Consider the following 13730-nt stretch of genomic DNA (forward strand, 5'->3'; position numbering starts at 1 on the left):
GAGCCGGGCCGCAGGTTCAGGACCAGGGGCTTTAATTCGTTAGACTCACCGAATGGAAGGACCATAACGCCTTGAGCGAACCATTGCCCGTTTTTTTCAACCGATTGAAAAGTTGGATATTTTTTACTAAATTCGGTAAAGCATTGTTGCTCCCATTTTTGTCTCAACCTCAAATTGCTGTCATATGAACACCATCTCAAGGAGGCGTGCCATTAAAACGATTGCTACCGGCAGTGGCATCCTCCTGCTTTTTCCAGGAAAGATCTTCTCCGCCCGGATAGGCTCCAAAGACAAACTGGGAGTAGCGCTTGTCGGCCTGGGCTACTATAGCACCGACCTGCTGGCGCCGGCCCTGCAACAAACCAGACACTGTTATCTCGCAGGCATTGTAACGGGTACCCCCGCCAAAGCTGAGGCGTGGCAAAAAAATACAATATTCCGGACAAGAACATTTACAACTATCAGAACTTCGACAGCATCGCGAATAACCCCGATATCGACGTGGTCTACGTAGTCTTACCGCCCTCCATGCATAAGGAGTACGTGATCAGGGCCGCTAATGCCGGCAAAGAAGTATGGTGCGAAAAACCCATGGCATTGACGGAGTCGGAATGCACAGCCATGATCGATGCCTGCAGGACCAACAAAAAGTCGCTTGCCATCGGATACCGCCTTCAGCATGAGCCGAATACCCAGGAATGGCGCGCGCTGGTAAAAGGACAAAATCTCGGCAAGGTAAAAAAGTCGACTGCGCGGCCGGCTACCGCGAAAACCGCACCGATCACTGGAAGCAAAAAAAGGAGATGGGTGGTGGAGTATTGTACGATATGGGCGTGTATGCTATCCAGGGAGCCAGATTAGGGGCCGGAATGGAGCCAACCTCCGTCCTTTCCGCTCAAACCTCCACAACGCGACCGGAGATCTATAAAAACGGCCTCGACGAAACAACCGTCGCCCAACTTGCATTTCCTGGCGGTGTGACCGCTGACATCAAAACAAGTTTTGGGGATTATATGAATTTTATTACGATCAGTTGTGATAAGGGAGACATAAAAATGCAGCCCTACTCCGAATACAATGGCCAGAATGGCGCCAGCCCACTGGGCATCATCCATCACCCCTACCAGGTTCCTTTCCAACAGGCCAAACAAATGGACGACGATGCCCTTTCCATTATAGAAAAGCGCCCCATGCTGGCGCCGGGTGAGGAAGGCCGGCGCGATATTCGCGTTGTCGAAGCAATCTATAAAAGCGCGTCGTCAAATCAGCCCGTGCAACTATAATTCCGATCAATTACCAGGCCTCGATGATATGAACTATGATGGTGTCGAACCTACCCGTCACTTTTTAGGGTGACGGGATCAACCCCAAATAGTATTGGCTTTAACTAAGATACTCTCATCGATTCTCCAGCCCGATGACGGAAGTCATACCGACCTATAATATATGTCACGGTTACTGAAATAAGACAATAATACCTTTAGCCAAAAACCAATGTCTGTTTATTATAGGGTACGATATGGGTTTGCTGACTGACCGGCTGCCCTTGTTACGGAACCGCTCAAATCCCTTGATCTGCTGAGCCATTATCAACTCGGCTACTATGGGGCCAGTACGGGCGCCGCTGCGGCCTTGAACGCGGCGGCCGGGCTCCCGGATGTCGTCAGGACCATCGTCTCCAGGGGAGACCGGCCCATCGCATACCTTCGCTGGTTTGTTCAACATTTGCACCCGTCATTGATTGTAAATCAATAAAAGTCTATGAAATATGTTTACCGACAGGATCGATGCCGGTTTTGCACTGGCTGAAAAATTGAAGAAATACGCCCGTATGGAGGGTGTTATCCTCGCTGTTCCCAGAGGCGGCATCCCGATAGGATATGTGGTCGCGAAAAGGACAGGCTTATCGCTCGACCTGCTGATGACCAAGAAAATAGGTCACCCGCAGAACAGGGAATATGCTATCGGGGCCGTTAGCCTGACGGACAGTTTTCTTCTGCCCCATATAGGCGTCTCATCGGCCTATATAAAGGCAGAGACGGAACAGATCCGGAAAAGACTCAAGGAAATGCGACTGAAATTCATGGGGACGGCTGAGCCACTTGCCGCTGAAAGACAAGACTGTGATCGTCGTCGATGACGGGGTAGCCACGGGCAATACGCTGTTGAGCACCATCAACATGATCCGCAAAGAAGGGCCGGCGCGGATCATCATTGCCGTGCCGGTCGCTTCCCGAAGCGCCGCCGAAAAATTGTCGTCGGTTGCCGATGAGTTTATTTCTGTGCTTATTCCCGATGAGTTCTATGGCGTTGGGGAATTCTATACCGATTTTCACCAGGTAACGGATGAGGAGGTGCTGTATTATCTCAATGAGCTCCGGGTGTCTCCTGCTCTTCCCAAAGAAGCAGGTATTAAAATTTTCGATTATGGCAAAACTAATCAACTATGATCTCGAAGCCAGGAAGAAATTGCGGGAAGGTGTAGATCACCTGGCCAAGGCCGTTGTCATCACGCTCGGCCCTCGGGGACGGAATGTAGTATTCGAAAAAATGGATGGTTCTCCCCAGATGTCCTGTGATGGGGTTACCGTGGCCAAGCAGATCGAGCTGGAGGACCCTGTCGAGGAGATGGGGGTAAAGATGCTGCGGGACGTGGCGGTACGTATCTCGGAGGCCGCAGGCGACGGAACGACGACTGCCACGCTGCTGGCCCGGTCGATGATCGATCTGGGCCTGAAGAGAGTGGAGGCTGGCATCAATCCGATGGAGATAAAGAAGGGTATCGACAAGGCAGTAAAAGCGGTGAGTGAAAAGCTGAAGACCCAGGCTATTCCCGTTGGCACCAACAGCGAGAAGATCGAACAGGTGGCGAGCATCTCGGCAGGTAACAACCCGGAGATCGGGAAGCTGATCGCGGAGGCGATGAAAAAAGCAGGAAGGGAGGGTGTAATCACCATCGAGGAAGCGAAAGGATTCGAGACCTATGTGGAAGTGGTGGAGGGCATGCAATTCGACCGGGGCTATATCTCGCCCTATTTTGTAACTGATGGCGACAAAATGACCGCCGTATACGAAAACCCTTATATCCTGCTCTACGATAAGAAGATCTCGGGGATGAAAGAGCTGCTGCCCCTGCTGGACAAAGTGTCCCAGTCGAACACCCCGCTGTTGATCGTCTCGGAAGATGTCGAAGGGGAGGCTTTGGCGGTGCTGGTGGTCAACAAATTGCGGGGTGTGCTGAAGATCGCAGCCGTGAAAGCTCCAGGTTACGGCGACCGGCGGAAGGAAATGCTGGAAGATATCGCCGTGCTCACGGGGGAACGGTCATCATGGAAGAGAAGGGAATTAAGCTGGAGAATGCCGACATTCCCCTGCTCGGCAGATGCGCAAAGTTGATCATTACGAAAGACAAGACGACGATCATCAGCGGCGCGGGAGATAAGGAGAAGATAAAGGCTGCCGTGGCACAGATCAGGGAACAGCTGAAGGATACCAAATCGGACTACGACAAGGAAAAGTTGCAGGAGCGGTTGGCGAAGCTCTCCGGTGGTGTGGCGGTAGTCTATGTCGGCGCCTCGTCGGAAATTGAGATGAACGTGAAAAAGGACATTGTGGATGACGCCCTGAATGCCACGCGGGCGGCCATGGAAGAAGGGATCGTTCCCGGCGGAGGGGTGGCCTACCTGCGATGCCTTCCAGACCTGGATAAGCTTACCGATATTACCGACGATGAAAAGGTAGGGGTGGACATTGTAAAGAAGGCATTGGAAGAACCGCTGAAGCAGATCGTCATCAATGCTGGATTGGAACCCGCCGAGATCGTCCAAAAAGTGAAATCGGGGGAAGGAGATTTTGGCTTTAATGCCAAAACGGAGCAATTCGAAAGATTGCTGGAAACAGGGATCATCGACCCGGTGAAGGTAAGCCGGCTGGCACTGGAATATGCCGCATCGGTCTCCGGCATGTTCATCACGACAGAATGCGTCATCGTCAAAAAGCCGGAAAAGAAAGAACCGGTAGTGATCGCCAATCCCGCTGAGATGTTGTAACGGCCATTCGGCCCCAAACACGTTACCATGAGCAAGAAAAAGAACCCCGTCAAGCCTTCGGAGATCCCGCTTCCCGGTCCAGAGCCGGAGGTGAAGCCGGATTCACCCGTGGAACCGCTTATCCCGGACCATGATCCGGAGATCAGCCCTGAAGTGGAACCGGAAGGGCCTCATCCGGGTCCGTCGGAGATACCCGCACCGGAAAAGGAAACCTGAAAAAGATAATATCATGAGACGATATTTTACCACCGAAGCGCCCTTCAATGAAGTCGAGGCTATCAGCGCCATCAGGCAGTGGAGCTATCCCTTGAAGAGTAAGGCCGACCTGACTCCGCTGCTCGACAGGATCGGAGATGCACGGATCGTCATGCTGGGGGAGGCCAGTCATGGGACGCACGAATATTATATGTGGAGGGCGCATATTTCCAAACGCCTGATCGAAGAAAAGGGATTCAATTTTATTGCGGTCGAGGGGGACTGGCCGGAATGTTACCGCTTGAACCGGTTTGTCAAGGGCTATGACCAGGAAAATAAGAGCGCGTTCAAGGTATTGCAAGGATTCAACCGGTGGCCAACGTGGATGTGGGCCAATTGGGAGATCGTAGCGCTCGCCGACTGGCTGCAACAACACAATGCCGGCCTGCCTGCGAATAAAAAGACCGGTTTCTACGGCCTGGACGTGTACAGCCTTTGGGAAAGCATGGAAAACATCATGCAATACCTGAAGAAGACGGATCCTGCCGCTCTGAAAGTAGCCGAAGAAGCGTTCCGCTGCTTCGAACCCTACCGGGACGAGGGCGGCGAGTATGCGCGGGCGGCGCAATTCGTGCCGGACCTTTGCCAGACGGAAGTCGTAGAGCTGCTGAAGAAAGTACAAGAGAGGCTCCCAACTTACAATACGGATCATGAGAATGTGTTCAGCGCCGAACAAAACGCCCTGGTCGCGGTCAACGCCGAAAAGTACTACAGGGCGATGATTGCGGGAGGGCCGCATAGCTGGAATATCCGGGACCGCCATATGGCCGATACGCTGGAACGCCTGCTGACCTTTCATGACGGAAATTCAAAGGCCATCATCTGGGCGCACAATACCCACGTAGGAGATGCCCGGGCCACAGACATGACGGACGAAGGCATGTATAATATCGGGGAAGCTGGCGCGGCTGCAACATCACGAAAAGGGAGTGGTGCTGGTTGGCTTTGGCTCCTACAAGGGTTCCGTCATAGCCGGCAGGGGATGGGGCGCCAGAATGCAGGACATGCAACTGCCCGAAGCGAAGAAGGGAAGCTGGGAATACTTGTTGCACGAGGCCGGCAAAGCCGACAAATTATTGATCATGGATGATCTCGCGGCCAATGACATGCTGATGGAGCATCATATCGGCCACCGGGCAGTGGGTGTAGTATACAATGCGGCGTATGAGCAGTATGGCAACTACGTGCCCTCGATCCTGCCGATCCGGTATGACGCTTTCATCTACCTGAATGAGACCAAAGCGTTACACCCGCTGCACCTGGAACCTCATGGCCGCGAAACACCTCAGACATATCCTTTTGGGGTATGAGGTACATGTTTACCCTGAATACTTAAACATAGAGACCCATGACATCGGATCAGATCGATAGATTGATAAAGGATGGTCAATTCGCCGACACGCGCGGCTTGCCGGAACTGATCGAGACGCATATTTCATGGGTGATCCTATCCGGTGACTATGCTTACAAGATCAAAAAGCCAGCTCATTATTCTTTTCTCGATTTCTCTACACTGGACAAACGAAAGTATTACTGCGAACGGAGGTCCTATTGAATAGAAGACTCACCGAAAATATTTACCTGGATGTCGTTCCGATTCAGGAAATAGGCGGGTTATATTCCGTCAGCCTTGCTGAAGCTTCAGCGCCGGGAACGACGATTGAATATGCGGTGAGGATGAAAAAGCTGGACAGGAACAGGCAGATGGATGTGTTGCTATTGCACAACAAGGTAACCGGCACCCATATTACACGCCTTGCCGAAAAGATAGCTGCTTTTCATAAAAGAACGGATATTATCTACAAGAAGGATTGTTGGGATCTTCACCTCAAATTCAATGACCTGGCTGCAGAGATACCGTATTTGCAGCAATTTGCCGGTGAGGCGGGGGAAGATAGGGCGGATATCATCAACCGGGCGATAGATTGTTCCAACTCCTTTATGGAACGCCAGCACCACCTGCTGATGGGAAGACTCGAAGCGGGGTATTTCAGAGACTGCCACGGCGATCTCCATTCCAGGAATATTTTCTTGCTGCCCTCGCCGCAACCCTTTGATTGCATTGAGTTCAATGATGAGTACCGGCAGATCGATGTACTGAATGAGGTCGCATTTCTATGCATGGACCTGGAGGCATTCGGAAGACCCGAATTATCCGGCATGTTTATCAGCGATTATAATCGCTTCTTTCCTGCTATTCGATCCCCGGAAGAACAACAGCTCTTCCTCTATTACAAGGCTTACCGGGCCAATATCCGGGCAAAGGTGAACGTACTCAGGGCGCGCGGTGCAGACGATGATCTTGGTAGAGATGCCTTGCTCACCGAAGCAGGCAAATATCTTCTGTTGATGGACGGTTATTTGAATGATCTCAATGCCGGATCACCCGCTTCCTGACTGGCACCCAGAATCACAATCAGGCTTGTAGTTGAAGCTCGTCATTTATTTGCGTCTCGGAAGGTCGTAGCTTTGTTTCAACATTATCCGGAGTTTATCGGTCAAGTAGGAAGATTTAAAAGACCGTAACACTACCAACGTCGATGGAAGGCAGGCTTTCGAGCCTGCCCTTTTTGTGATGTACATTTTGCCTGATACCCAGGTAGAAACTATGGGAATGAATCATGAATAATTTGACGCAACGGACAATTACGGGGGCTGCCCTGGCACTTATAATTACCTTTTTGCTAAGTTGGAAGGCTGGTGGCTTCATTTTATTGGTCCTGACGTTAAACCTACTCACCCTACTTGAGTTTTACCGCCTATTTCACGCCGCCGGCCTTCGTCCGATCAAAACTGGCGGCATCTTATTGTCCACCCTAATGATAATGACCTGTGCGCTGACGATCAGCAAATACATGGAGCCAAAAATTTTGCTGGTCAATATTCCAATCGCATTCGGAATCTTTATCGCCGAACTGTTCCGGCGGGAGCCGAATCCTTTCCACAATTTGGCTTTCACCTTCTTGGGCATTCTATGTATAACAGTACCCCTGTGCTTTTTTGTCATCATAGCTTATTTGCCGGTGGGTTCAGGGTTATATCATCCAAATGTAGCTCTTGGGTATTTTCTAATTCTTTGGGCCGACGATTCGGCTGCCTATTTCACGGGTAAAGCGTTCGGCGCCCATCCCTTATTTCAACGCGTCTCACCCCGAAAGACCTGGGAAGGAAGCATCGGGGGGGCTGCCTGCGCTCTGCTCGTCGCTTACCTTGTATCACTTTATTTTTCCGGACAACATATGATGGTCTGGATGGGTATGGCAATGACAATAGTTGTTACGGGTACCTTCGGCGATCTGATAAAGTCGCTTATGAAAAGAAGTCTTAATATCAAAGACTCCGGAACAATTTTGCCGGGTCATGGGGGAATGCTGGATCGTTTCGACTCGTTGTTGGGTTCAGCGCCGTTTGTTTTTTGCTATTTTGTTTTGTTAGACAAATTGTGAATCGGGCAATATTAGCAAGGGTATTGTTGCCTCAAAGATCATTTCCCGTGTATGGCTTCTCATGAACCATCGCTCCGGAAGCGAATGCGGGTGAGGGATCATCACTGCCATTTCGATTGCATGGGTCCGCGCGAATTGATTAAGGCTGCCCACCACATCGTCTCCCATTTCATATTCATATTTTATATCCCATTTCTTGTCCAAATCCTGCAAAGGGGACCGGTTATGGATGACCTCGATAAATTCCTTCGCTCCTTTTTTGACGACACGGAGTGCATAGAGCTTCGACCCAAAAATGGCCACCAATTCCCTGAGCGGGTCCAGGACATGGATATTCATGTCTGGCCGGATATCGTTACCCAGGAGAATGTTCATCGGCGGCAGATAACGAGCATCCTCCGGCACCACCAGAAGTGGAATAGGTGTTTTTTCTTGCCAGTGCGGTCACTGTACTTCCCAATAGCTGACGGACCGACTTTCCTTTGCCCTTCATACCTGCAATGATCATGTCCGCATATAATTCCGATGCGGCATCCAGGATAGCCGCTACAACAGGCCCTTTTACCGCGAGGGTTTCAACCGGCTGGACCCTGGTCTGCTGAAAAAGCTCCTGCTGTCGCCGAAGTCCTTGTTCGACAAAGTCTTTAACACCGGCGGCATCGATGAAGGTCATAGACATGGTATCCGTGACGGGCACGGGAATTTCTTCGTAAGCCGCGACGAGCGTGACGGTCGCTTCGAGCGCCAAAGCCAGTTTCAGACCGTATTCGACTGCCCGGTCGGATGCCGGGGAAAAATCGGTTGCAACAAGTAGGCGTTTCATGACTCTCAATTTTTGTGAACAAATATATCCGGTCGGCCGGGCATTCCGGATGACCCGGGTCAGGCGAGAAGGTACTATAAGAACTGTTGATTGCCGCTGACCTGGATCACCGATGTTAGTGATATTTTTCAGGTGACTCCCTAACCCCCGATCTTGTTTACCGATTGACAATAGTCTAATTTCCTATAAAAATTGGGTATGCCACACATAGCGACACCGGTAACGGGAGCCTTGTTTGGGACGTTTCTGCAGGACGTCAGGGATATCGAGAAGAGATACCCACGATGTTTTGGCAAAAAGTATTACCGGTACTCTTTTACGACAAATGAGGCTGATAAATTTGAGCTGGTGATAGAGCCGGATACTCTACCCAAAAGCGTCCAAAAAGAGATTAAATTATCTTTCGATTCACGCTTGAATGGGAGCGGAAAAAATTTCGCATGAAGACCTTTCTTTGTCGCGACGGATTTTTCGGATGCTTCGGGATCTGCCACCCGATACGGAGTAGAAATGGCTGACGAATTCAATGGCAGGGTAATCCTTTGCAATGCTTACCAACAAATTCCGGTCACTGTGGTTGATACAATAGTATTGCTAAAGCCGGAAGATACGAAGAAGGCCGCGCAGGAGCGGTTGGAAACAGAGGCCGATCGGGTGACCGGTGAAAAGGTCGTACCAATCGAGCTCCTTTCGAAAGAAGGCCCCGTAGTCGAGGCCATCCGGGAGCAGGCCACGAAATGAATGCCGACCTGATCATCATGGGCATGAAAGGAAGGGGTAAGGCCATGCGTCGGATGTTGGGTAGCACCGCAACGGCACTTGCTGAAAAACGACAATTCCCCTGCTGATCATACCGGAAGGAATATCCTATTCCAGACCGAGAGCTATCGCGCTGGCTAACGACATAACGCCGTACTCGGACAGCCATTTATTGGATACGCTTCATATCATAGCTGAGAAATCTCACCCCCAATTTTACGTTGTGAGAGTTATTCAGAGAAAATACGGGGAGGTGGTGGAAGTGCTCAACTTGTCTTCCGTGCTGGAGAGCATGGTAAAGACTCTGGATCCTGTTTACGAATACCCACTCGATAGAAATGTCGCCCATGCTATAACCGAATTTGTTTCAACCCACCATATCGATATGCTGGCTATGATCCCGCATCGGCACTCCTTATTTGATAAGCTGTTTCACCCCAGTGTTACAAAAGGAGTTATTCTTAAGACGAAGATTCCCCTGCTCATCTTGCCGGATATAAAACCAAAACATTAAGGCTGAACCCTGCTAACAATGTTAGCAGCCGGAATGCTCAGGAAAGGAATATCTCTCAGAGATTCTCCATTTCCATCGAACCTCGAATCAAAGGGCGTGAAAAAATCGCTGAAGAGGGAGGAGACTATTTTCTCTCTTTTGGCTAAAGTACTGGTTGGCATAAAGTCGTCTGGGCCTGTGCAAAGAGAAAGGAAAGGCAGCAGAAAATGCAGGGTATCTTAAGTAAGGGGCTCATATCGAATCGATATTGCTTTACATCGCAATCCAGCCACCGTCGACGGCCATAGCATGGCCTGTAACGAAGGACGCGGCATCCGAACACAGCCAGACCACCGCCTCCGCCAGCTTCGGAGGGCTCGCCAAAGCGGCCTACGGGCTCCATATTGGTAAATTGTTGTTCTACCGCCTTGTCTTTACCGGTGATGCGGTCGATCATGGCGGTTCTGATAACACCGGGGCATACCGCATTGATACGGACGCCCTGTTTGGCGTTCTCCAGGGCGGCGGTCTTTGTAAGACCCACGACGCCGTGTTTACTGGCCACGTACGCGGGCAGTCCGGCGAATCCTACCAGGCCCGCTACGGATGCGCAGTTGACGATGGCTCCCCTTTCCCTGTCGCAACATGTGGGGCAGTTCGTGCCGCATGCAGAGCCAGATGCCGGTGAGGTTAACGGCAAGGGTCCTTTCCCAGTTCTCGAGCGTGCAATCCTGTGTTGGCGCGGATATGCCTTCAATGCCGGCATTATTGAAGGCGAAGTCCAACCTGCCGAACGCAGAAAATGTCTTGTCTATCATCGCTGTTATATCGCCGGGTTTGGCGACATCACAGAGAACGAAGAGCCCTTTTGACCCTGCTGCTTCGATCTGATGAAGAGTGGTTTGCTCTTTATCCTCAATACAGTCAGCGATGACGACCCGTGCACCCCTTTTGCAAAAGCGATGGCCGTCGCCTGTCCGATACCGAAGCTCCCGCCTGTGACGAGTGCAACTTTATTGTCGAATATCTCTTTCCATATGATGTCATTAGTCGATGAATGATATGTTATCCTGGCGTCTTGGATGCGGTTCGGGAGCTTCATCTGAATAGCCGAGGATGATCGAAAGCTGTACCTGCTCCGAGGGGGAATCAGCATCCTGTCATATGCTGGGGTGTTCTCCACATATTTTCCAAAGCCGACGGGGCAACTGCTGAGACCCAGGGATTGGGCAGACAGCATGATGTTCTGTGCGCACATGCCGATATCGAGCGGGGCCCATTCGTTGTCCCGGGGAGCAGTGATGAATATGACGACGGGGGCGCCATGGAACACCGGGTCTTGAATGGCGTGAAGATCGATGCCGTGGGAAAGGTGCAAAAGCCCGGCGATCTCTTTAGCTCCTTTTGACGAGACCGGCTGCTCCGGAATGCAGGGTTTCCTTGAAGACCTTTGCTCCGATTTGCCGGGAGAACAATTGGACGGTTTCCCTGTCGGTCAGGATATAAAAGTGCCAGGGCTGCCGGTTCATGGCAGAGGGCGCCATACGGCCTGCATCCAGTACGCGCTCGATCAGGGCCCGCTCGACGGGATCGGTCTTGTATGTCCTGACGGCACGTCTTGCGAAAATGTTTCTTTCTACCTCGGTTTGACGTGTCAGTTGTGCTGTGGTAGTCGGTTCCATTTGGGATAATTTGAAGGGTTTAGTAATGGGCTACGAAGATGGGTAGACTGGTAAGAGTTGGCATCCAGGATCAGTATGTCCGCAAATTTGCTTTCGGCCACGAGTCAAAGGCCGGAACACCCGTATTTCGATAAATGTCGGCTTCTATGCCTGCCTCTTCTGCCAACTGCCGGAAAAGACCGGTGTTCCGATCCCTGGTTACTGCCCTCGCCTCGCCCATGTTGACAGTCACTTCTTCCTCGGAAACCAGGTTGTCCAGGAAGATGGCTGTTAGTTTAGGTCCGGTAAGCCTGGCCAGATAGCAGGCGAAGTCGACTGCATTTTCGTCCAGGTTTTGGCTGTCAATGGCCAGGAGAATCTTTTCCATAAAAATGTAGTTTGCTTAAAGGTCGCTTAGCCAATTTTTGCTGGAGATGATTCGGGTCAAGAGGTATACTGATTAATGTCAGAAATGTCGGGACATACGCCGAAATAAGCGCATGCACCGGGAATGCTTAAATTTGAGAAATGGGAGAACGATGGCGAAACGGGCTTACTACCTTGTCAACGGGATAACGGTCTACCGGATTATCGCGGTTTTCGCATTGATCATATTGATCGTGCAGCATCATTGGCATGTCTTTCGTTGGCTTTTACTGCTGAGTTTCCTGACCGATGCGTTAGACGGCTTTTTGGCACGGCGGTATGGAGTGATTAGTAAGGCGGGGGCCGTGCTGGATTCCATTGGCGACGATCTAACCGTCGCGGTAGCTACCATCGCCTTGCTCGTCTTTGACCCCACCTTTTTTCGGAAGCAGCTCGTCATTATCGTCATACTGGTCTCGCTCTATCTTATACAAACGGTGGCTGCGCTGATCAGGTATAGAAAATTGACCAGTTTTCACACCTGGCTTGCGAAGATTGCGGCTGTCTCGCAAGGAGTGTTTTTGGTTGGATTGTTTTTCACGGCGAATTTTCCGGCCTTGCTCTTTTACCTGGCTGCAGTCTGTACCGGTTTAGATCTTTTGGAGGAGACGGTGATGGTCTTTATGTTGCAGCACTGGGAAGCGGATGTCAAAGGTATCTTCTTCATTAGGAAGGGGAAATGATCTTCCCACCTGGCCGGTATTCAAAAGGGCCGCCTGAACGCCAGGAGGTTGATCCTGACAATGAGCTCTTCATCCGTCGGGTGATTTACGGCCGGCTTCTGCGCCGCCGGATTCCATCGGGCGGGCTGCACATACTTTTAGTCGAAAGCCCGACGCGATTATCTCCTTAAGGTTGGCGAGACCCCGGCGAACCTCGGAAGAGGTCTATCAAAAAGTCTCTCGAACTTGAGGCGATTACAATGAATTTTAAAAAATGCAGAGAAAAAAAGAAACGCTATAAATGAGAAATTTATAGCGTTTTAGTCGATTTTGTTAGACCAAATTGCGGAGAGGGAGGGTGTGGAACCATGTCCTCCACGCGCTTTATTTTCAATGATTTGACTCGGTTGTGGCTGATTGGGCATCTTGAATTCAATCGGAAAGAAATTTGTCGGCTGCTACCACGCAACTAGGGAGAGTCCTTGGATTTCATTGAAAAGGCCGTCATGGGTTACTAGGGTAAGGTCGTTCTGGATGGCGATTGCCGCAATCCAAATGTCGTTTCAGGAATACGGGTGAATTAGCTCGCATCCTTCCTCAAATGCCTTTTCAATTGCCTGGGCATCCTCCTTGCTCCACAGGCCTATGAAGTCATGGGCAGAAGGCCGGCCGGCGTCCTGGCGATTGGCTGCTTTTTTTACAATGCTTTCGATTTGAATTAGAACCGCCTCATTCTTGACTTTAATGAAATCCTCAATGAAGCGCATTTTTCTCGCGTCTGAATACATAAACTCCTTATTTTTTTTGGGCCCTTCCGAAGGAAGCAGAAGCAAATCGGTTTGCAGCTCGTCACTTATTTAAATACGATGAACGCTGTCTGAAATTTTTGACACCTTTGATTGAACTGAAGCTGCACAGCTGTCGACGTAATATAGGGCGGAAAGCATTGGAGTTCTTCAAGCCCATTTGAATGCAAACCGATGCAAATTACAGCGGTTAAGCGGGGACATCGGTTTGTCCATCTATTCCCGGCGTATTTGTAGCTACAAATTTAATAAAAAGCGCTCCTTTTTATCAAAAAAATGGTTATTTTTATATTTTGCGCGCCGGGCATGGCCGCTCGGAAGGAGTTGGACCAAATCATAAAAGTTGGATA

At 50.6% G+C, this 13730-nt stretch carries 20 protein-coding genes and 3 pseudogenes; 14 read left to right on the plus strand and 9 right to left on the minus strand.

Annotated elements, in window-relative coordinates; all coding sequences use genetic code 11:
- Positions 1-196: 196 nt before the first annotated feature.
- Complete coding sequence (locus ACQ86N_RS10590) at positions 197-424, minus strand: hypothetical protein (protein WP_431215123.1); 228 nt, start codon at positions 422-424, stop codon at positions 197-199.
- Between ACQ86N_RS10590 and ACQ86N_RS10595 the strand changes: the two genes are divergently transcribed.
- The 11 genes and pseudogenes from ACQ86N_RS10595 (at position 418) to ACQ86N_RS10645 (ending at position 7750) form a co-directional block, all read left to right on the plus strand.
- The gene (locus tag ACQ86N_RS10595) at positions 418-861 is read left to right on the plus strand and encodes a Gfo/Idh/MocA family protein (RefSeq protein ID WP_431215124.1); all 444 of its coding nucleotides are present in this window, start codon (positions 418-420) and stop codon (positions 859-861) included. The genes ACQ86N_RS10590 and ACQ86N_RS10595 overlap by 7 nt on opposite strands.
- The gene (locus tag ACQ86N_RS10600; protein WP_431215125.1) at positions 819-1283 is read left to right on the plus strand and encodes a Gfo/Idh/MocA family oxidoreductase; all 465 of its coding nucleotides are present in this window, start codon (positions 819-821) and stop codon (positions 1281-1283) included. The genes ACQ86N_RS10595 and ACQ86N_RS10600 overlap by 43 nt, the downstream gene beginning before the upstream one ends.
- A gap of 485 nt (positions 1284-1768) precedes the next feature.
- Positions 1769-2140, plus strand: a complete 372-nt coding sequence (locus tag ACQ86N_RS10605; RefSeq protein ID WP_431215126.1) for a hypothetical protein — start codon at positions 1769-1771, stop codon at positions 2138-2140.
- Positions 2124-2450: a phosphoribosyltransferase family protein gene (locus ACQ86N_RS10610; RefSeq protein WP_431215127.1), complete on the plus strand. Its 327-nt coding sequence runs from the start codon at positions 2124-2126 to the stop codon at positions 2448-2450. Before ACQ86N_RS10605 ends, ACQ86N_RS10610 begins: the two co-directional genes overlap by 17 nt.
- Positions 2428-4049, plus strand: a pseudogene (gene groL / locus ACQ86N_RS10615) (chaperonin GroEL). The gene ACQ86N_RS10610 and the pseudogene groL overlap by 23 nt, the downstream one beginning before the upstream one ends.
- A gap of 27 nt (positions 4050-4076) precedes the next feature.
- Positions 4077-4265, plus strand: a complete 189-nt coding sequence (locus ACQ86N_RS10620) for a hypothetical protein (RefSeq protein WP_431215128.1) — start codon at positions 4077-4079, stop codon at positions 4263-4265.
- Between the two features lie 190 nt (positions 4266-4455).
- Positions 4456-5136 (plus strand): annotated as a pseudogene (locus ACQ86N_RS10625) (erythromycin esterase family protein); the annotation flags it as partial.
- Between the two features lie 100 nt (positions 5137-5236).
- A complete protein-coding gene (locus tag ACQ86N_RS10630) occupies positions 5237-5614 on the plus strand; it encodes an erythromycin esterase family protein (protein WP_431215129.1) in 378 nt (125 codons plus the stop codon).
- Positions 5615-5652: 38 nt separating this feature from the next.
- On the plus strand, positions 5653-5859 hold the full coding sequence (locus ACQ86N_RS10635; protein WP_431215130.1) for a hypothetical protein: 207 nt from the start codon (positions 5653-5655) through the stop codon (positions 5857-5859).
- Positions 5860-5981: 122 nt separating this feature from the next.
- Positions 5982-6701, plus strand: coding sequence for a hypothetical protein (locus tag ACQ86N_RS10640; protein WP_431215131.1), 720 nt, complete (start codon positions 5982-5984; stop codon positions 6699-6701).
- Positions 6702-6925: 224 nt separating this feature from the next.
- Positions 6926-7750, plus strand: coding sequence for a phosphatidate cytidylyltransferase (locus tag ACQ86N_RS10645; RefSeq protein WP_431215132.1), 825 nt, complete (start codon positions 6926-6928; stop codon positions 7748-7750).
- Here ACQ86N_RS10645 and ACQ86N_RS10650 read toward each other — a convergent pair.
- On the minus strand, positions 7736-8158 hold the full coding sequence (locus ACQ86N_RS10650) for a hypothetical protein (protein ID WP_431215133.1): 423 nt from the start codon (positions 8156-8158) through the stop codon (positions 7736-7738). The genes ACQ86N_RS10645 and ACQ86N_RS10650 overlap by 15 nt on opposite strands.
- Positions 8106-8573 carry a universal stress protein gene (locus ACQ86N_RS10655; RefSeq protein ID WP_431215134.1) on the minus strand — a complete coding sequence of 156 codons (468 nt, stop codon included), beginning with the start codon at positions 8571-8573 and terminating at the stop codon, positions 8106-8108. The genes ACQ86N_RS10650 and ACQ86N_RS10655 overlap by 53 nt, the downstream gene beginning before the upstream one ends.
- Before the next feature lie 510 nt (positions 8574-9083).
- Here ACQ86N_RS10655 and ACQ86N_RS10660 point away from each other — a divergent pair.
- Positions 9084-9421, plus strand: a pseudogene (locus ACQ86N_RS10660) (universal stress protein).
- 164 nt (positions 9422-9585) lie between these two features.
- Positions 9586-9846, plus strand: a complete 261-nt coding sequence (locus ACQ86N_RS10665; protein ID WP_431215135.1) for a universal stress protein — start codon at positions 9586-9588, stop codon at positions 9844-9846.
- Between the two features lie 142 nt (positions 9847-9988).
- Here the strand turns inward: ACQ86N_RS10665 and ACQ86N_RS10670 are convergent, their stop codons facing one another.
- The 5 genes from ACQ86N_RS10670 to ACQ86N_RS10690 all read right to left on the minus strand — a co-directional run bounded on the left by ACQ86N_RS10670 (position 9989) and on the right by ACQ86N_RS10690 (position 11874).
- Positions 9989-10390, minus strand: coding sequence for an SDR family oxidoreductase (locus ACQ86N_RS10670; protein WP_431215136.1), 402 nt, complete (start codon positions 10388-10390; stop codon positions 9989-9991).
- Positions 10380-10757 (minus strand): SDR family oxidoreductase, encoded by a 378-nt coding sequence (locus tag ACQ86N_RS10675; RefSeq protein ID WP_431217355.1) that lies wholly within the window; start codon positions 10755-10757, stop codon positions 10380-10382. The genes ACQ86N_RS10670 and ACQ86N_RS10675 overlap by 11 nt, the downstream gene beginning before the upstream one ends.
- Positions 10649-11203, minus strand: coding sequence for a nitroreductase family protein (locus ACQ86N_RS10680; RefSeq protein WP_431215137.1), 555 nt, complete (start codon positions 11201-11203; stop codon positions 10649-10651). The genes ACQ86N_RS10675 and ACQ86N_RS10680 overlap by 109 nt, the downstream gene beginning before the upstream one ends.
- A 16-nt stretch (positions 11204-11219) precedes the next feature.
- Positions 11220-11507 carry a nitroreductase family protein gene (locus ACQ86N_RS10685; RefSeq protein WP_431215138.1) on the minus strand — a complete coding sequence of 96 codons (288 nt, stop codon included), beginning with the start codon at positions 11505-11507 and terminating at the stop codon, positions 11220-11222.
- Between the two features lie 70 nt (positions 11508-11577).
- On the minus strand, positions 11578-11874 hold the full coding sequence (locus tag ACQ86N_RS10690; protein ID WP_431215139.1) for a hypothetical protein: 297 nt from the start codon (positions 11872-11874) through the stop codon (positions 11578-11580).
- 151 nt (positions 11875-12025) lie between these two features.
- Between ACQ86N_RS10690 and ACQ86N_RS10695 the strand changes: the two genes are divergently transcribed.
- On the plus strand, positions 12026-12595 hold the full coding sequence (locus ACQ86N_RS10695; protein ID WP_431215140.1) for a CDP-alcohol phosphatidyltransferase family protein: 570 nt from the start codon (positions 12026-12028) through the stop codon (positions 12593-12595).
- Positions 12596-13137: 542 nt separating this feature from the next.
- On the opposite strand, the gene ACQ86N_RS10700 is transcribed toward ACQ86N_RS10695, so the two are convergent.
- Positions 13138-13341, minus strand: a complete 204-nt coding sequence (locus tag ACQ86N_RS10700; protein WP_431215141.1) for a hypothetical protein — start codon at positions 13339-13341, stop codon at positions 13138-13140.
- Positions 13342-13730 lie beyond the last annotated feature (389 nt).

It is taken from the genome of Puia sp. P3 (assembly GCF_050632245.1).
Classification (GTDB): domain Bacteria; phylum Bacteroidota; class Bacteroidia; order Chitinophagales; family Chitinophagaceae; genus Puia.

What these genes read in the sequence shown, in the direction of transcription:
- ACQ86N_RS10605 (WP_431215126.1), top strand. Translation starts at nt 1,769, where the DNA reads ATGTTTACCGACAGGATCGATGCCGGTTTTGCACTGGCTGAAAAATTG.
- ACQ86N_RS10620 (WP_431215128.1), top strand. Translation starts at nt 4,077, where the DNA reads ATGAGCAAGAAAAAGAACCCCGTCAAGCCTTCGGAGATCCCGCTTCCC.
- ACQ86N_RS10635 (WP_431215130.1), top strand. Translation starts at nt 5,653, where the DNA reads ATGACATCGGATCAGATCGATAGATTGATAAAGGATGGTCAATTCGCC.
- ACQ86N_RS10640 (WP_431215131.1), top strand. Translation starts at nt 5,982, where the DNA reads ATGAAAAAGCTGGACAGGAACAGGCAGATGGATGTGTTGCTATTGCAC.
- ACQ86N_RS10645 (WP_431215132.1), top strand. Translation starts at nt 6,926, where the DNA reads ATGAATAATTTGACGCAACGGACAATTACGGGGGCTGCCCTGGCACTT.
- ACQ86N_RS10655 (WP_431215134.1), bottom strand. Translation starts at nt 8,573, where the DNA reads ATGAAACGCCTACTTGTTGCAACCGATTTTTCCCCGGCATCCGACCGG.
- ACQ86N_RS10685 (WP_431215138.1), bottom strand. Translation starts at nt 11,507, where the DNA reads ATGGAACCGACTACCACAGCACAACTGACACGTCAAACCGAGGTAGAA.
- ACQ86N_RS10690 (WP_431215139.1), bottom strand. Translation starts at nt 11,874, where the DNA reads ATGGAAAAGATTCTCCTGGCCATTGACAGCCAAAACCTGGACGAAAAT.
- ACQ86N_RS10695 (WP_431215140.1), top strand. Translation starts at nt 12,026, where the DNA reads ATGGCGAAACGGGCTTACTACCTTGTCAACGGGATAACGGTCTACCGG.
- ACQ86N_RS10700 (WP_431215141.1), bottom strand. Translation starts at nt 13,341, where the DNA reads ATGCGCTTCATTGAGGATTTCATTAAAGTCAAGAATGAGGCGGTTCTA.